The following is a 17,782-nucleotide window of genomic DNA, read 5'->3' as shown; positions in this document are numbered from 1 at the left end:
GTACTCCCGTCCGTGGAGGCCGCTGAGCGTGGCGGGAGTCCTCTTCTGGGCGCTCGTCGCGCTGGCGACGCTCACCAGCTTCGCCACGGCGTGGGCGCTCGGCGCCAACAGCAACTCGCCGCCCTTCGCCCCGGCGATCGGTGCCAACGCCATCTCGACGATGCGGGCGGCCTTCCTCATCGGCATCCTCGCCGCTCTCGGCGCGCTCACTCAGGGTGGGGGGGATCTCCGAGACGGTCGGGGCGGGGCTGATCGACGGCGTGCAGATCACGTCGCTGGCGGCGACGGCCGGTCTGTTGACCGCGACCGGGTTCATGGCCTTCGGCGTCTACTCCGGGTATCCGGTCCCCGCGGCGTTCGCGACGACCGGGGCGATGGTCGGTGTCGGGCTCTCGCTCGGCGGCGACCCCGCCGTCGACACCTACCGCCGCATCGTGCCTCTTCTGGGCGCTCGTTCCTCCCGTCTCGGGGGGGCTCGCCTACCTCTCCGCTACCCTCCTCAGGCGTGACGACATCCCGGAGACCGTGAGCGTCCCGTTGCTCGCGGCAGTCGTCGGCGGCATCGTCGCCAACGTCCAACTCGGGGTCGTTCCCTCGCCGCCCGACGCGGGCCAGAGTTCCGTCGCGGGGTTCCTCGCGCGACGGGTCGAGACGCCGACGGTCCTCGGGGTCGACACCCTGGCGGTCCTCGTGACGCTGGCGGTCGCCGCGGCGGGGTTCCGGTTCGTCCGTCGGCGGACCCGGGCGTCCGTCGAGGACGGCATCCGGACGTTCCTCGTCCTCCTCGGGAGCGTCGTCGCCTTCTCCAGCGGCGGCAGCCAGGTCGGACTGGCGACCGGTCCGCTCGAGAACCTCTACGGCGCCGAGCTCGGGTTGCCCGGCATCGTCCTGCTGTCGCTCGGCGCCACCGGCATCCTCGTCGGCGCGTGGATGGGTGCGCCGAAGCTGCTCCAAGCCACGTCCCGCGAGTACGCACAGCTCGGGGGCAGACGCTCCATCGCCGCGCTGGTTCCCGGGTTCATCATCGCCCAACTGGCCATCGCACTGGGGATCCCCATCTCGTTCAACAACATCATCATCTCCGGGGTCATCGGCGGCGGACTCGCCGGCGGCTCGGCGGGCGTCTCCCGCCGGAAGATCGGCGTGACCCTCGTATTCTGGCTCGTCACGCTCGCGGCCTCCATCGCTATCGGGTTCGGGCTCTATCGGGTCCTGGCCGCGATGCTCGGCGGGTGAGCGCGGTCAGCGGACGACGGTCACGGTCGCGGGGGCCTCGCCGACGACCCTCGTCGACACGGTTCCGAGCAACCGGCGAGCGATACCGCTTCGCTCACCGCCGTGTCCGCCCATCACGACGTGGTCGACGTCGTTGTCCGCGACGTATTCGAGGATGGTCTCCGCCGGGTCCCCGGTCACCACGGCCGTCTCGACCGTCCGATCGGCGTCGGCGGCTCGACGTCTCGCTCGTTCGACGACCCGCTCGGCGCGCTCATGCGCGCCCTCGCGCCGGTCCTCGTCGGGCTCGAGAATCCCACTCTCGCTCATCGACTCGTCGATCGGTGTCACCACGTTCAGGACTGTCACCCGACAGTCGAAGAGTTCGAGCGCCCGCTCGAGTGCCTCGTCCGCCAGCGGCGATCCGTCCAGCGGAACGAGGACGTGCGATGGCGCCATGGAGGCCTTTGGACCCGCTCCTACATATCGGCGGTGATCGTCCGGGCGACGGGGTCGGCGTCGAACCACCGTGCCGGTTCGGGGTCTCCCCCTGTCTCAGCCCGTGAGAGAACGGCGTGAACGGCCATCGGACGAACGTTTTTGGGCGTCGGGCCGGGTGTGTGAGTCATGTCATCGCTCCGCTCCGGATCGATCACCGTCGCCGTCGTCGGCACCGACGACACGGCCGCGGCGTTCCGATCGGGAGTCGACGCCGCCGAGTCTCCGATACGCGTCGAGACCCTCCCTCCTGCGGTCGTCGGTGCGGACGCGGCCACGGATGCCGACTGCCTCCTCGTGGACGACGGGGCACCCGGTGTCGACGGCGCCGCCGCCGCCGCTGCCACCGTCCCCACGGTCGTGCTGGTGGACGACGAGTACGACCGGACGACGGCAGCGCTGTCGGCCGGGGCCGCCGCCGCGCTCCCCCGCCGACTCGTCACCGACGACCCCGACCTGCTGGCGACTCGCCTCGCCGCGCTCGTGGACTGCGAACACGAGCGGGCCGCGGCCGAGGAACGCGAGAAGTACTCGACGCTGGTCGAGCAGAGTTCGGACGGCGTCGTCGTCGTCCAGGACGGGGAGTTCACGTTCGTCAACGAGCGGTTCGCGGAGATCACCGGCTACGACCGGGAGACGCTCCTCGAGGGTCCCTTCCACGAGGTGTTCACCCCGGAGAGCCGGGAGCTGGTCCGGGATCGGTACCGGCGCCGCGTCGCCGGCGAATCGCCGCCCGACCGGTACGACGTCCAGGTGGAGACCGCCGACGGCGACGTGCGGACGCTCGAACTGGTCGTCTCCCGCATCCAGCACGGCGGGGAGCCGGCGACGATGGTCAACTTCCGGGACGTGACCGAGCGCCGGCGCCGCGAACGCGAGTACGAGCAGATCTTCGACGGCGTCAACGACACCATCTCGGTTCACGACCCCGAATCGGGCGAGATGATCGACGCCAACGAGAGCCTGTGTGCTCTCCTTGGCTACGAGAAGACGGAGTTACTCGACCTGGGGGCGACGGCGATCAGCGTCGAAGGCGAGGGGTTCACCGAGGAGCGCGGCAAGGAGATCATCGAGTCGGTCGTCGAGTCCGGCGAGTCGAGGCAAGTCGAGTGGCAAGTCGAGACCCGGGACGGCGAGCGGCGGTGGCTGGAGATCAACGCGACGACCGCACGGATCGGTGGCGAGACGCGATATCTGGCCATCGGTCGCGACGTGACCGAGCGCAAGCGACGCCGACGCGAGTACGAACAGATCTTCAACGGCGTCACCGACGTGATCAACGTCTACGACCCCGAGACGGCGACCATCGTCGCGACCAACGACGCGATGTGCGACCTGACCGGCTACGACCGGGAGACGATCCTCGGGAGCGGCTTGGAGACGGTCACCGCGGACGACGAAGGGTACACCGCCGAGCGGGCCGCCGAACTGATCCGGGAGATCACTGCCGCCGACGAGACGCGGGAACTGGAGTGGGCACTCGAGACGGCCGACGACGAGATCCGCTGGCTCGACGTCACCGCCACCCCGACGGCCATCAACGGCGAGGAACGACTGCTCACCATCTCGCGTGACGTGACCGAGCGCCGACGCACGGAGCGACGACTGCGGGCCATCCTCGACCGCATCGACGAGGCGGTCTACCTCGGGCGGGTCGACGAACTCGATCACGCGTCCCCGAACCCCGACTTCCTGAGTTCCGGCTACGAGGAGATCTGGGGTCAGCCGCTCTCGACCCTCCACGAGCGGTATCCGGACGGCTTCTTCGGGACGCTCCACGAGGACGACGAGACGGGCTATCGCGCGTTCATCGACCGGATCCAGCGTGACGTCGCCTCGGGGTCGGCCGCGGACAGCTACGCTCGCGAGTACCGGATCGAGCGGCCGGATGGCGAAATCCGGTGGGTCCACTCCGATTTCTACCCCACCGACTGGACGGCCGAACCGCCCAGAATCGTGATCGTCAGCCGCGACGTGACCGAGCGGAAGGCCCGCGAGCGACGGATGGCGTCGTTCAACGCCGCGACCGAGGACCTCGCGACCGCCGACCGGCCGGTGGAGGCCGCCCGGATGGCCGTCGAGGCGGCGACCGAGACGCTCGATCTGTCCGCCGTCTGTGCCTTCCTCTACGACGACGACGAGGGTGTCCTCCGGCCCGAAGTGTGTGCGGGGCGCGTCCCCGAGGGGCTCCGCGAACGGGTCGTCGACGCCGACGGGGGGCCGCTCTGGGACGCGTTCGCCACCGGGACGGTGGTCACGCCGTCGGACGCCCCCGACGTCGCCGGCCTCGCCGACTGGCGGGCGCTCGCCCTCGGCAACCACGGCGTCCTCCTGGTCGGGAACCCGGACCGCTCGCTCGACTCGGACACGATTCAGGCCGCACACGTCCTGGCGGCGACCCTCGACGCCGCGCTCAACCACCTGCGGGGCAAGCGTCGCCTCGCCGCACAGGAGGAGCGGCTCCGCACCCAGACCGAACGCGCCGAACGGCTGGACCGCATCGCCACCCTCACCCAGCAGGTCGAGGCGGCGATCACCGACGCCTCGGGCGCCTCGGAGGTCGAACGCGCGGTGTGTGACCGCCTCGCCGACACTGGGCCCTACGAGCGCACCTGGATCGGCGGGGTCGAGGTCGGCGCCGACCGACTCACGCCCCGGGTCGCCGCCGGCGCCGAACCGGCGGCCGTGGCCGGCGGGACGGCCCCCTCGACGGCGGACGCCGGCCCCGACCCCCATCCCGCCGTTCGCGCCTGGCGATCCGACGCGGTGCAGGTCACCGATTCGGTGGTCACCGACGGGCCGAGCGCCGACTGGCGCCGGGCGGCGCTCGCCGACGGCGTCCAGTCGGTCTGTGCCGTCCCGTTGATCTACGACGGCATCACGCACGGCGTCCTCGTGGTGGGTGCGTCCTCGCCGAACGCCTTCGGCGAGCGGGTGCGGAACGTCCTCGATCAACTCGGGACCTCCGTCGGGTACGCCCTCGCCGCCATCCAGCGCCGGCGCGCACTGGAGTCCGACGAGACGGTCGAACTCGTCTTCCGGGGCGACGGCGGCGACGCCGTGAGCCTGCCGTTCGCCCGGGCCGCCCGTGCGGCCGACTGCCGGGTGCGACACGAACGGACCGTCGCACGCGACGGCGGTGTGAGCGTCTTTTACACCTTCGGGACCGACGCCGACGCCGCCCGACCGGTGGCCGACCGCACCCTCCCGGGATCGACCTCGGTCGTGACCGACGACGCCGACTCGACGCTCGTCGAGGCCCGCACCGACACCTGGTTCGGGTCGCCGCTGGCGGAGTACGGCGCCGTCCTCCGGCGGGCGGTGGCGACTCCCGAGGGCACGACCATCGCCGTCGAGGTGTCGGCCCAGGCCGACCTCCGCTCGTTCGCCGACCGTCTCCGCGAACTCGCCCCCGCGGTCGAACTGGCCGCGAAGCGGCAACACCGCCGCCAGGACCGGACGCCGGAGGAACTCCGCGACCGGGTGACCGAACGACTCACCGACCGCCAGCGGGAGTCGCTGACGACGGCGCTCGCGGCGGGATACTTCGAGTGGCCCCGCGAGAGCGACGGGAGCGCGGTCGCCGAACGGCTCGGCATCACCCAGCCGACGTTCAACAAACACCTGCGTCTCGCCGAGCGGAAGACGTTCTCCCTGCTGTTCGGCGACGCCGACGCGCCGTGACACTATACATATAGCCCCGGTCGTGGACGGGGGCGACGTCCGTAGACAGCAGGATTGGGTGGGTGGCACGAGAGGGTTGAACCGAGACCGATGACGTCGTACACGCCGCCCCCGACCCCGGACGAGCAACAGGACACCGATCGAACCGACGAGGTGTTGGCGCTGCTCGAGGACGATTACAGTCGCGCCATCCTCGAAGCGCTCCACGCCGACCCCCGGCCCGCACGTGGCCTGGTCGAGGCGTGTGATGCGTCCCGGGCCACGATCTACCGCCGACTGGACCGCCTCGAGGACGCCGGACTGGTGGACTCGTGGCTGTCGTACGACGCGGACGGCCACCACCGAACCGTCTTCGAAGCGACCCTCGACGCCGTCACCGTCGGCCTCGACGGCGACGGCATCGGCGTGACCGTCACCACCGACGACGCGGCCGCCGACGGCTCCGTCGCCGGGGACTGATCACGGCGCCGGGCGCGGGCGTTCCGCGCGTCCGCGTCGGGATCTTCGGCCCTCCTTCCACCGCGGTTCCCCCGCGTCCCGACGTCCGCCCGGTTCCTCACGGCGACCGTAGGTCCTCCGGCCGATCGACGTCGCGTCGGACCCCGGGATCGCCGGTCTCGACGAGCGCGGCGTCGGGTGCCGAGAGCAACAGGTCGCGACCGCCGACGTCGCCATCCACCGCACGCAGATCGGCGAACCACCGCTCGCCGAAACAGACCGGGTTGCCGCGCTCCCCGTCGACCGCCGCCGCGAGCGGATCGCCAGCGCCCGCACGGAACGCGCGACCGAGGAGTCGGACCGTCTCCGTCCGGAGGAACGGCATGTCGCCGAGACCGACGACGGCGGCGTCGGCGGTCCCCGTGACGGCGTCGATCCCCGTCCGCACCGACGACGCCTGGCCGTCCGCGTACTCCGGGTTGTGGACGACGGTGACCCCGCCGGGGAGGGCGTCGCGCACGCGTTCGTGATCGTAACCGACGACGACGACCACCGGGTCGAAACCGGCATCGAGGTAGGGACGGAGCGCGCGAGCGACGACCGGATCGCCGTCGATCCGTGCGAGGAGTTTGTTCGCCGTTCCGTACCGGGAGCTCGTCCCCGCCGCGAGGACGACACCGGCGACACTCGCCGTCCGCGTCGGCCGGAAGGGCGGCGAGCGGACGGGCAACGATCCGGTCACAGCGCCTCCAGCGCCGCGAAGGGCGTCCACCGGAGTCGCTCGCCCGCGGCCAGCGGTTCGGTGCGGAACACGATCCCGTCCGCGCCGAGGACGCGCGGGCAGGCGGCGACCCGACCGGGGCGATAGCGGTCGTCGTACAGGGAGACGTCCGACGCCGGCGAGCCGACGGGGATCGCGGTTCCGTCCTCGACCACGACCGGCAGCGCGTACTCGATCGGGGCCTCGGGGAGCGCCAGATCGCAGGCGGCCGTGGCGGTTCGCCAGACGTGGGAGCGCTCCCCGCCGACGAGGGGGGCCACGACGGCGACGGTGGCGACGTAGGCCGCGACCGGTTTGCCGGGGAGCGCGACCCCGACGGCGTCGTACTCGTCGAGGCGGACGCACGCCACCGGTCGACCGGGTCGGAGGGCGATCCCCCGCTGGACGACCGTCCCGAGGTCAGCCAGTGCGTCGACGGTGTGATCCCCGGATCCGACGCTCGTCCCGCCGGAGGTGACGAGGACGTCGTGGTCGGCCGCGAGGGCGGCCAGTCGCTCGCGAAGCACCGCCGGATCGTCGGGGATCGGACGTTCGATCGTCGCCTCGTGTCCCCACCGACGGACGAGACCGGCGACCGCCTCCGAGTCCCGGTCCGGCTGGACGTCGGCCGCCACCTCGTCGCCGGTCGCGACGACCCCGACCGAAAGGGGCCGCTCGACCACGACGCGTTCCCGTCCCAGATCACGGAGGAGGGCCGCGTTGCGCGCCGACAGCACGGTTCCGCGTGCGAGCACCGTCTCGCCGGCACCGACGTGGCTCCCGCGGCCGATCACGTGGCTCCCCGCCCCGGCACGCGGCCCGCGGAGCGTCCCGTCGACGACGCGTGCGTCTTCCTCGGGAACGACGGCGTCGGCACCGCGGGGCAACGGCGCGCCGGTGGCTATCGGGGTCGCCGTTCCGGGTTCGTGGCCGCTCTGATCGTCGTCCGGCCCGATATCCCGTCCACGGATCGACAGCGGGAGTCCGTCCCCCGTGGCGACGGCGAACCCGTCCATCGTCGCGTAGTCGTGGGCCGGGAGCGGTGCCGACGCGACGACCGGCTCCGCGAGCCTGCGTCCGTCGATCGCGTCGAGCGGGACCGTCCCCGTGTCGCACGCGACCGTTTCCCGGAGGCCCGCGGCGATGGCCGCCACGGCCGCCCGGTCGGGTTCGTCGCTCACGTCCCTCCACCCCGCCCGTTTTCGAATTCGGTAACGACAGAAACCGAATTCGGTTCGCTGCGGTCCGATCGCTCGCTCGTTCGCTCGATCTTCCCGTCTCTAGCCTGAATCGCTAGCGTGGGATAACTGAATACGGTTTCTATTTCACTCATAATCTTTATTATGTTGGTTGTTATGGTTACTTCCACAGTAGTTTCCCAATGATGGCACGATCACTTAACGTCGATGCGTCGAACGGGGTGACCCGATAGATGGAGTTCGACGGGACGTTCGGTCTGGACGACGTGACGACCGAGGAGGTGTGGCTCGCCCTGTCGGATCCGGTGATGATCGAGAACGCGCTCCCGGGGTGTCAGTTCCTCGTCGAGGTCGACGACCCCGACGACGTGGACTTCGAGGCCCTCGAGGAGGCGGCCGCCGACGAGGAGAACCCGCCGACGCTCCCCGAGGCCGACCCCGAGGACGTGGCCGAACGGGGCCTCGTCGAGGGGGGGCATTACGCCGCCCTCGTGCAGGTCGGCGTCGGGAGCGTCAAGCCGCGATTCGAGACGGTGGTGACCATCGACCGGCGGGAGTTCCCGGAGATGGACGCCTCCGGACAGGGGAGCGCGAGCGACTCCTCGTTCGAGATGGATTCGGGGATGACACTCGTCGAGACGGAGAACGGCGTCGACGTGGAGTGGTGGACCGAGGCCGACGTGTTCGGCCGCGTCGCCCAGATGGGCCAACGCGTCATCAACCCGGTCGCCAACCGCGTCGTCGGTCGGTTCTTCAAACAGGTACAGAAGGAGTTGAGCGACGTCGGCGACGAATCGTCCGGTCTCCGCGACCGCATCAGCAACTACATCTGACGATGGCACGCGAGATTTCACTCACGGTAAACGGCACCGAACACGAACTGAGCGTCGAGCCACGCACCCTGCTGATCAACGTCCTTCGGGACGAACTCGACTACACCGGCCCGAACGTGGGCTGTGAGAGCAGCATGTGCGGGGCGTGTACGGTCCACCTCGACGGCGAGGCCGTCAAGTCCTGTACCCTCCTCGCGGTCCAGGCCGACGGCGCCGAGGTGACGACCGTCGAGGGCCTCGCCGACGACGCCGAGTTCCACCCCATCCAGCAGGGGTTCCAGGAGGAACACGGCCTGCAGTGTGGCTACTGTACGCCCGGGATGATGATGACCGCGACCGAACTGTTGGAGCGGAATCCGGATCCGAGCGAGGAGGAGATCCGGGAGGCACTCGAAGGCAACCTCTGTCGGTGTACGGGGTATCAGAACATCGTCCGCGCGGTGGAGAACGCGGCCGAGAAGATGCAGGAACGGCCCGCGGTGGCCGACGGAGGGGGTGACTGAGGATGGGTGCCGAATCCGAATCCGAATCCGGTTCGGGCGTCCAGTCCATCGACCCCGACGACGTCGACGCCGCGGACATCCTCGGCTCCGCCATCGAACGCCGCGAGGATCCGGCGCTCCTGACCGGCGACGCCGAGTACACCGACGACATCGAACTGCCGGGGATGGTCCACATGACCATCAAGCGGAGCCAGCACGCCCACGCCCGCATCGAGGATATCGACACGAGCGAGGCCGAGGCGATGGACGGCGTCATCGAGGTGTTCACCGCCGCCGACCTCGACGTGCCCGGCAGCCTCCCGACCGGCTGGCTGCTCGACTCGCTCGAACAGGTCGACCACCCGATCCTCGCCGAGGAGCGTGTCCGCTATCAGGGCGACGCCCTCGCGGTCGTCGTCGCCGAGGAGCGCTACGTCGCCCACGACGCCGTCGACCGGATCGACGTGGATTACGACCGCCTCGGCGCGGTGGTCGACCCGGACGAGGCGCTCGACGACGACGCGCCCGTCGTGCACGACGACGCCGGCGACAACGTCGCCTTCGACTGGGAGATCGGTGACGCCGAAAAGACCGACGCCGCCTTCGCGGACGCCGATCACGTCGTCGACCTCGATCTGGAGAATCAGCTCCTGATCCCGAACGCCATGGAGCCACGGGCCGCCGTGGCGGAGTACAACCCCTCGAACGACGAACTGGCGGTCCACATGACCTCCCAGAATCCCCACCTGCACCGCCTGCTCATGTCCGGGGTCATCGACCACCCCGAACACAAACTGCAGGTCCGTGCACCCGACGTGGGTGGCGGCTTCGGGAGCAAGATCCACCACTACGCCGACGAGGCGCTGGTCGCGCTGGCGGCCAAGCGCCACGAGCGTCCGGTGAAGTGGACGGCTACCCGCACCGAGACGTACCTCACCGACGCCCAGGGGCGCGGCCACGACACCCACGCCGAGATGGCGCTCTCCGCGGACGGCGACATCCTCGGGTTCCGGGTCGACACGGACGCCAACCTCGGCGCCTACCTCTCGACGTTCGCGCCCGCGGTGCCGACCTACCTGTACGGCACGCTCCTGTCCGGGCAGTACGACATCCCGGCGATTCACTGCTCGGTCACCGGGGCCTTTACGAACGTCCCGCCGGTCGACGCCTACCGTGGCGCCGGTCGCCCCGAGGCCTCCTTCGTCGTCGAGCGGATGGTCCACCTCGCCGCCAAGGAGGTGGGGATGGATCCCGCCGAGTTCCGACGACGCAACTTCGTCGGGGAGTTCCCCTACCAGACCGAAGTCGCCGTCGAGTACGACAGCGGGGACTACGAGAAGACCCTCGACCGGGCCCTCGACATCCTCGACTACGACGCCCTCCGCGAGCGACAGCGGGAGGCGCGCGAGGACGGCAAGTACGTCGGTGTCGGCCTCTCGGCGTACATCGAGGCCTGCGGGCTGGCCCCCTCGGAACTGGCCGGCCAACTCGGCGCCCAGGCCGGCCTGTGGGAGAGCGGGCTCGTGCGGTTCCACCCGTCCGGGAAGGTGACCGCCTACTGTGGCACCTCCGGCCACGGTCAGGGACACGACACCACCTACGCCCAGATCGTCGCCAACGAACTCGGCGTCGACTACGACGACGTGGAGGTCGTCGAGGGCGACACCGACGAGATCCCACAGGGGATGGGGACCTACGGAAGCCGGAGCGCCGCCGTCGGCGGCAGCGCGCTCGTGAAGAGCTCCCGGAAGCTCGTCGAGAAGGCGAAACGGATCGCGGCCCACCAGCTCGAGGCCGCCCCCGAGGACGTCGAGTTCGAGGGCGGCGACTTCCAGGTCGCCGGCGCACCGGACCGCTCCATGCACATCACCGAAATCGCCACGCAGGCGTATCTCGCCCACGACATGCCCGACGACATGGAGCCCGGTCTGGAGGCGACCTCGTTCTACGATCCGGACAACTTCGTGTTCCCGTTCGGTCTCCACGCCGCGGTCGTCGAGGTGGATCCCGCCACCGGGGAGATCGAGATCGAACGCTACGTCGCCGTCGACGACGTGGGCAACCAGATCAACCCAAAGATCGTCGAGGGACAGATCCACGGCGGCGTCGCTCAGGGGATCGGTCAGGCGCTCTACGAGGGGGCCGAATACGACGACAACGGCCAACTCGTGACGGGATCGATGCAGGATTACACCGTCCCGAAGGCCGAACACGTCCCCGAGATGGAGACGGACTCCACCTGTACGCCGAGCCCGGTGAATCCACTGGGCGTCAAGGGCGTCGGCGAGGCCGGCACCATCGCCGCGCCGCAGGCGGTCGTCAACGCCGTCTGTGACGCGCTCGACGTCGAGCACATCGACATGCCGCTGAAAGCGGAGAAAGTGTGGCGCGCCGCCAACGCCGCGACCGACGGGGGTGAGAACTGATGTTCCCCGACGAGTTCGACTACGAACGGCCGGAGACGGTCGAGGAAGCGATCGACCTGCTGACCGAGAACCCCGAGGCGGAAATCCTCGCCGGCGGACACAGCCTCCTGCCGACGATGAAGTCGGGGCTGGCGAGTCCCGACCTCCTCGTCGACATCGGTCGCATCGACGCCATGCGCGGGATCGACCACGGGGGCGGAACCGTCTCGATCGGCGGCCTCACGAACTACGCGACGATCGACGAGTCCGACGCGGTGCGGGAGAACGTCGAAGTGTTCGCGGAGGCGGCCCACGCGGTCGGCGACGTACAGGTGCGCAACCGTGGCACCGTCGGCGGGAACCTCGCCCACGCCGACCCCGCCTCGGACCTGCCGGCGGCGGCGTTGGCGGCCGACGCGACGATGGTCGTGCAGGGTCCCGACGGCGAACGCCGGGTCGATGCCGACGACTTCTTCCTCGGGATGTACGCCACCGACGTCGGCGAGGACGAACTCCTCACGCGCGTCGAGTTCCCGGCCCGTCCCGAAGCGGCCGGCGCGTACGCGAAGAAGCCGAGTCCGTCATCGGGGTACGCCATGGTCGGCGTCGCCGTCTCGCTGACGGTCGACGCCGGTCTCGTCGAGGACGTCGGCGTCGCCGCCAACGGGATCATGGACCACGGCGTCCGCCTCGATCCCGTCGAGGACGCCCTCGCGGGGACGAACCCGGACGAGGAGACGGTCGCCGCGGCCGCCGCGAACGCGACCGAGGACCTCGAGGAGATGATGATGATGGACGACCTCCAGGCGTCGGCCGAGTTCCGGGCGCAGTTGCTCGAAACCTACGTCGAACGAGCGATCGAGGACGCGGCGACGGGGACCGGCCTCGTCGCCGGGCCGCCGTAACCCCGGGCCGCCCCCATGACGGACGCCATCCACGACGACTTCGAGACGCTGACGAGCGAGCGACTGCAGTCGCTGTTCGACGCTAGCGACTACGTCGCCGAGGACGAGATCACGACGACGGTGTTGCTCGCGCTGAAACTCGGTCGCCCGCTCCTCGTCGAGGGGGAACCCGGCGCCGGCAAGACGGAACTCGCCAAGGTGCTGGCCGAGGGCTTCGACACCGACCTCGTTCGGCTCCAGTGTTACGAGGGGCTGGCGGCCGAGAGCGCCCTGTACGAGTGGAACTACACCAAGCAACTGCTCGCGGTGCAGTCCGGCCGGGAGGGCGACGAGGGGTCGGTGTTCACCGAGGAGTACCTGCTGGAGCGGCCGCTCCTCCGTGCCCTCCGCCACGACGGCGAGCGCCCGCCCGTGCTGTTGATCGACGAGGTCGACCGGGCCGACGAGGAGTTCGAAGCGCTGTTGCTGGAGGTGCTCTCGGATTTCCAGGTGTCGATCCCCGAACTGGGGACGGTCGCCGCCGACACGCCGCCCGTCGTCGTCATCACGTCCAACCGGACGCGTGGACTGAGCGACGCGCTCAAGCGTCGCTGTCTGTACCTCCACGTCGAACCGCCGTCGTTCGAGAAAGAGCGGGCCATCGTCCGGCGGAAGGTGCCGGAACTGGACGACGCCGTCGTCGCCGCGGTCTGTGGCGTCACCGAACGCCTCCGGCAGGAGTCGCTCCTGAAACCCCCGGGCGTCGCCGAGACGCTCGACTGGGCGCGGGCGCTCACCGCGCTCGACGGCGTGGCGGTCGACGGCGACGACGGTGAGGCCCCCGCTGACGACGACCGCCCTCTCACGGAGACCGACGTCCGGACCACCCTCGGCTGTCTCCTGAAGGAGGCCGAGGACGTCGAACGGATCGACGACGAAACCATGTCGGCCCTCCTCGCCGCGGCCGAGACGCCCCACGAGTGATCGACGTGCCCCCGGATCCCGACCCCGACGCCGGCGACGATCTTCCCCCCTCCGATCCCACCGTGCGCGTCCGGTCCGCGCTGGTCCGCTTCGTCGGCGCCCTCCGGACCGAGGGCGTCGAGGTGCCGGCCGACGGGTCGCTCGTCGCCGCCGAGGCGCTCGCCGCCGTCGGTCTCGACGACCGGAGCAGGGCGCGGACGGCGCTCCGTGCGGCGCTCGTCTCCCGCCCCGGGGACGTGGCGACGTTCGACCGCCTCTTCGATCGGTTCTGGCGCCGGGTCACGGACGCGACCGACGACCGGCCGGGCGGCGTCGACACCGCGTCGCTGGACGGGGGGTTCGCGTCGGACGTGGCCGGCGACGACGCCGTCGACCGCGAGACCGACGACGCGGCCGGGGGCGACGGCCCGCAGTCGGTCGCGTCCCGGCGGCTCGGTGACGTGGACGCACCCGTCCGGGAGGACGACGCGGCGACGCGCGCCCGGTACAGCCCGACCGGATCGTCGGCTCGCGTCGACACCGAGTCGCTGGGCGCGAGCGCCATCGCCGATCCGACGCCGGCGGTGCGGGCGCTCACCGACGCGCTGGCCAGCCTGCCCGGCCGCCGACGGGCGTCGGCGTCCGACGGCCGACCGGACGTGCGCCGGGCGATGCGACGGACACACGCCACCGGGGGCGTGGTGATGGAGGTGCCACGGCTGGCACGACGATCCGACGCCGTCCGTGGACTGGTCCTCGTCGACGTGAGCCGGTCGGTCCTCGATACGGTCGACCGCGAGTTCCTGGTGTGCGTGCTCCGCGCGCTGACCGACGAGTGGCGCACCGTCCGCACCTTCCTCTTCGACACCGACGTGACCGAGGTGACGGCGGCGTTGCGGGCCGAGTCGCCCGACGCGACGCTCCGGGAGTTCGACCGGCTCGAAGCCGCGTGGGGCGGTGGCACCCGCATCGGGCACGCGCTGACGACGATCCGTGACCACGCTCCGGACGCCGTCGACCGCGAGACGGTCGTCCTCGTCGTCAGCGACGGCCTCGAAACCGGGGACCTCTCCAGTCTGGAGGACGGGATGACGTGGCTCGACCGCCGGGCGCGGCGCGTGTTCTGGCTCAACCCGCTCGCGGCCTCGACGGCCTACGAGCCGACGTGCCGGGGGATGGTGACGGCTCGTCCACACGTCGACGGGGTGTTCGCGTTCGCGGAACCGGCCGACCTGTTCGATCTGGCACGACAGCTTCGACACCGACAGCGGCCAGTCGGCTACGAACACGACTGGCGACGAACCGACCGATGACACCACCACACACCACACCGACGACCGCATCGACCGACGATCGACCACGTCTTCCGGCGCCGAACCGGGGATCAGGAGGGAGCCGCCGTGAGCGCTGACGACCTCGTGCCGGACGACGAGTGGAGCGCACCCGAGGCGGACGTGATGGCGTCGATCCGCCGCGGTATCGACGCCGAGGGGACCCCGATCCTCGCGACCATCGTCGGCGTCGAGGGGAGCGCGTACCGCGGACCGGGCGCGAAGATGCTGGTGGCCGGCGACACCGGTCTGGGGAGCATCACCGCCGGCTGTCTGGAGGACGTGATGCTCGACCTCGCGGCGGAGGTCCGTGCGGATGGACGTCCCCGCGTCGAGCAGTTCGACCTGACGGGCGACGACGACGTGTGGGGACTCGGCGTCGGCTGCAACGGCGTCATCGACGTGTTGCTCGAACCGCTCGACGGGTCGCTCCGCCCTGCACTCGACGCGTACGACGAGGGGCGGGAGTCGCTCGTCTACACCGTCGTCGACGCCGATCACTCCGCGGCCCCGGTCGGGGCGCGTACGGTCGCCGTCGGCGACGATCCGACGCCCGCCGATCCCCCCGAGTGGTTCGGCGACGACCTCGCGGCGGCCGCCCGCGAGTGCCGCCGTGCCGGCGACTCGAAGACGGTCGAGTGTCCGCGACCGGACGGACGGATCGCGGTGTTCGTCGACCACGTCACGCCCCCCGCCGACCTCGTCGTCTTCGGGACCGGCCACGACGTCCGGCCGGTCACCGAACTCGCCCGCCGGGCCGACTTCCGAGTCACCGTCGCGGGCTTCCGGGGTGCCGACGCGACGGACGAGCGCTTCCCCGCCGCCCACACCGTCCGGTCGCTCTCCCCCGCGCAGATCCGCTCGAAACTCGACCTCGACTCGGACACGTACGCCGTCGTGATGACGCACAACTTCGTCGACGACGCCATCGCGGTCGGCGAACTCCTGGAGAGTGACGTCCCGTACGTGGGACTGATGGGACCGGCCGAGCGCTTCGAGGAGATCGCCGCCGAGTGGCGCGAGGAGGGGCGCGAGCCGTCCGAGGCGGCGCTCCAGCGCCTCTACACTCCCGTCGGGCTCGACCTCGGCGGCGGCACGCCGTACCAGATCGCTCACAGCATCGTCGCCGAACTGCTGGCGGTCCGGTACGGGCGAACGCCGACGCACCTCCGGGCCGGCGAGTCGCTCGAACGTCGGCTGCGGCCATGAGCGACGGGCGTATGCTGGCGCGGGAGTGGGTGATCGCGGCCCGGTTTCACGACCCCGCTGACTACGGCATCCCCGAGGCGCCCGTCCTCCCCGCCGACGAGTGCGCGTCGGGGGAACTCTCGCTCCGGGATCCGGAGTCGGACGTCCTCGTGATGGTCGCCGACGCGCCCGTACACGTCCGCCGGTGACGGCCCCGTCGACCGCACCGCCTCGCGTCGCTTCGGGACCGCACCTTTATAACGGGTGACACGACTCGTACACACGTCTCCATGACATTGGACATCCCCGCTGCCATCGAGGACGGACTCGCCCGCCTCCCGACGCGCGTGGCCGCGATCCTCTTCGTGGCCTACCTCGCCGTCGGCGCACTCTCGACGATCACGTCCCAGACGCTCGGCGCGGCGTTTCAGGACTGGGTCCGCGACGCGGTCCCGGCCGCCAACCCCGGAACGGGCGGGGTCCCGGCCGGTGGCATGGGTCCCGGGACGGGTGGCGCCTCGCCGCTCGCCCTCGACGTTGGGGTGGCCGTCGCCCTCGTTCTCTTTCTGGCTCAGGTCGTCCTCGCGCAGGCCGTCGGGGTCGTCACCATCCGGACGTTCGTGAGCGGCGCCCGGGACCGGTTCCCCGAGGACCTGAGCCGGCGGTTCGGATGGGTCGTGCTGAACGCCCTCGTCGTCAGCGTCGTCGTCGGTATCGCGACCTTCGTCGGCCTGATCTTCCTGATCCTCCCCGGGATCTACCTCGCGGTCGCCCTCTACTTCGTCGAGTTCGAGGTGATCGTCGAGGACAAGGGCGTGGTCGACGCGCTGCGTGACGGCTGGGCGCTGACCGCCGGCGAACGGCTCAGCGTGTTCCTCCTGCTGGTCGTCCTCTTCATCATCGGACTGATCAGCGGGATTCCGGGAATCGTCCTCGGGTTCGTCGGCGCGCCGGAACTGGTCACCGTCGCGGTCAGCCTCGTCGTCAGCGCGGTCACGAGCCTCCTCGCTGTCGCCATCGGCTCGCGCGCGTACGTCCAACTGAAAGGCGAGGACTGGACGCCGCCCGGGTCGGCGTCGCCCTTCGCCTACTGACCGCGTGGCGCGAGGTTTTTGACGCCCGACGCGACAGTACCACGCGTGCGCATCGAGAACAGCTTCATCCCGATCCGTGGCGTGGGTGAGACGACCGAGCGCCGCCTCTGGGAGGCGGGAATCACCCACTGGGAGGCGTTCGACGGCTCCGTCGTCGGCCCGAAGACGGCCGAACGCATCGAGTCCTTCGTCGACGTGGCGACCGACCACCTCCGCCGCGGCGACGCCCGCTTTTTCGACGAGTCGTTCCCCTCCGGCGAGCGCTGGCGCCTCTACGAGAACTTCCGGGACGACGCCCTCTTTTTCGACATCGAGACCACCGGCCTCGACGCCGCCCGCAACGACGTGACGACCGTGAGCTGTTACCGCGGCGGCGACGTCGAGACGCTCGTCCGCGGCGACGACCTCACCGCCGGCGCGCTCCGCGAGCGGTTCGCCGACGCGCCGCTTCTCGTCTCGTTCAACGGCGCCCGCTTCGACGTCCCCTTCCTCGAGGAGTCCTTCGACCTCTCCATCGAGGCGCCCCACTTCGATCTCATGTACCCCTGTCGTCGTCTGGACCTGACCGGCGGTCTCAAGCGCATCGAGAGCGAGGTCGGCATCGACCGCGACCGTCCGGACCTCTCCGGGGAGGACGCCGTCCGCCTCTGGCGCGAGTACGAACGCGGCGACGAGGCCGCCCTCGACGAACTGGTCTCCTACAACCGCGAGGACACCGAGAACCTCGAACGCCTCGCCGACCACGTGACCGCTCGCCTCCACGAGACCGTCTGCCCCGACGCCGCGACGTTTTAGGCAAACCTAAACG

At 70.6% G+C, this 17,782-nt stretch carries 15 protein-coding genes and 1 pseudogene; 13 read left to right on the top strand and 3 right to left on the bottom strand.

What is annotated here, in order from left to right; genetic code table 11:
* Positions 1 to 28: 28 nt before the first annotated feature.
* Positions 29 to 1,236, top strand: a pseudogene (locus NO364_RS06275) (anion permease).
* Positions 1,237 to 1,242: 6 nt separating this feature from the next.
* Here the strand turns inward: NO364_RS06275 and NO364_RS06270 are convergent.
* Positions 1,243 to 1,674 (bottom strand): universal stress protein, encoded by a 432-nt coding sequence (locus NO364_RS06270; RefSeq protein ID WP_257628813.1) that lies wholly within the window; start codon positions 1,672 to 1,674, stop codon positions 1,243 to 1,245.
* A gap of 168 nt (positions 1,675 to 1,842) precedes the next feature.
* Here NO364_RS06270 and NO364_RS06265 point away from each other — a divergent pair, with 168 nt between their 5' ends.
* A complete protein-coding gene (locus NO364_RS06265; RefSeq protein WP_257628812.1) occupies positions 1,843 to 5,397 on the top strand; it encodes a PAS domain S-box protein in 3,555 nt (1,184 codons plus the stop codon).
* Positions 5,398 to 5,487: 90 nt separating this feature from the next.
* Entirely contained in the window at positions 5,488 to 5,856 is a 369-nt protein-coding gene (locus tag NO364_RS06260; RefSeq protein ID WP_157688550.1) for an ArsR/SmtB family transcription factor, read from the top strand.
* Between the two features lie 97 nt (positions 5,857 to 5,953).
* Here NO364_RS06260 and NO364_RS06255 read toward each other — a convergent pair whose 3' ends face one another.
* Together NO364_RS06255 and NO364_RS06250 are read right to left on the bottom strand one after the other, a co-directional pair.
* A complete protein-coding gene (locus tag NO364_RS06255; RefSeq protein ID WP_257628811.1) occupies positions 5,954 to 6,577 on the bottom strand; it encodes a nucleotidyltransferase family protein in 624 nt (207 codons plus the stop codon).
* Complete coding sequence (locus NO364_RS06250; RefSeq protein ID WP_257628810.1) at positions 6,574 to 7,776, bottom strand: molybdopterin molybdotransferase MoeA; 1,203 nt, start codon at positions 7,774 to 7,776, stop codon at positions 6,574 to 6,576. The genes NO364_RS06255 and NO364_RS06250 overlap by 4 nt, the downstream gene beginning before the upstream one ends.
* 251 nt (positions 7,777 to 8,027) lie before the next feature.
* Between NO364_RS06250 and NO364_RS06245 the strand changes: the two genes are divergently transcribed.
* The 10 genes from NO364_RS06245 (at position 8,028) to NO364_RS06200 (ending at position 17,769) form a co-directional block, all read left to right on the top strand.
* Positions 8,028 to 8,627 carry an SRPBCC family protein gene (locus tag NO364_RS06245; RefSeq protein ID WP_157688547.1) on the top strand — a complete coding sequence of 200 codons (600 nt, stop codon included), beginning with the start codon at positions 8,028 to 8,030 and terminating at the stop codon, positions 8,625 to 8,627.
* A gap of 2 nt (positions 8,628 to 8,629) precedes the next feature.
* Positions 8,630 to 9,130 (top strand): (2Fe-2S)-binding protein, encoded by a 501-nt coding sequence (locus NO364_RS06240; RefSeq protein ID WP_257628809.1) that lies wholly within the window; start codon positions 8,630 to 8,632, stop codon positions 9,128 to 9,130.
* Positions 9,131 to 9,132: 2 nt separating this feature from the next.
* Positions 9,133 to 11,535 (top strand): xanthine dehydrogenase family protein molybdopterin-binding subunit, encoded by a 2,403-nt coding sequence (locus NO364_RS06235; protein WP_257628808.1) that lies wholly within the window; start codon positions 9,133 to 9,135, stop codon positions 11,533 to 11,535.
* Complete coding sequence (locus NO364_RS06230; RefSeq protein ID WP_257628807.1) at positions 11,535 to 12,419, top strand: FAD binding domain-containing protein; 885 nt, start codon at positions 11,535 to 11,537, stop codon at positions 12,417 to 12,419. The genes NO364_RS06235 and NO364_RS06230 overlap by 1 nt, the downstream gene beginning before the upstream one ends.
* Before the next feature lie 15 nt (positions 12,420 to 12,434).
* A complete protein-coding gene (locus NO364_RS06225; protein WP_157688543.1) occupies positions 12,435 to 13,382 on the top strand; it encodes an AAA family ATPase in 948 nt (315 codons plus the stop codon).
* 5 nt (positions 13,383 to 13,387) lie between these two features.
* The gene (locus NO364_RS06220) at positions 13,388 to 14,674 is read left to right on the top strand and encodes a VWA domain-containing protein (RefSeq protein WP_157691070.1); all 1,287 of its coding nucleotides are present in this window, start codon (positions 13,388 to 13,390) and stop codon (positions 14,672 to 14,674) included.
* An 87-nt stretch (positions 14,675 to 14,761) separates the two neighbouring features.
* Entirely contained in the window at positions 14,762 to 15,901 is a 1,140-nt protein-coding gene (locus NO364_RS06215) for an XdhC family protein (protein ID WP_199243741.1), read from the top strand.
* Positions 15,898 to 16,089, top strand: coding sequence for a hypothetical protein (locus tag NO364_RS06210; protein WP_257628806.1), 192 nt, complete (start codon positions 15,898 to 15,900; stop codon positions 16,087 to 16,089). The genes NO364_RS06215 and NO364_RS06210 overlap by 4 nt, the downstream gene beginning before the upstream one ends.
* Positions 16,090 to 16,170: 81 nt before the next feature.
* The gene (locus tag NO364_RS06205; protein ID WP_257628805.1) at positions 16,171 to 16,974 is read left to right on the top strand and encodes a DUF7847 domain-containing protein; all 804 of its coding nucleotides are present in this window, start codon (positions 16,171 to 16,173) and stop codon (positions 16,972 to 16,974) included.
* A gap of 45 nt (positions 16,975 to 17,019) precedes the next feature.
* The gene (locus NO364_RS06200) at positions 17,020 to 17,769 is read left to right on the top strand and encodes a ribonuclease H-like domain-containing protein (protein WP_257628804.1); all 750 of its coding nucleotides are present in this window, start codon (positions 17,020 to 17,022) and stop codon (positions 17,767 to 17,769) included.
* Positions 17,770 to 17,782: the final 13 nt, after the last annotated feature.

It is taken from the genome of Haloplanus salinarum, assembly GCF_024498175.1.
GTDB lineage: Archaea > Halobacteriota > Halobacteria > Halobacteriales > Haloferacaceae > Haloplanus > Haloplanus salinarum.
The sequence above is the reverse complement of the archived record's forward strand: the minus strand, read 5'-3'. Positions and strand labels throughout refer to the sequence as shown.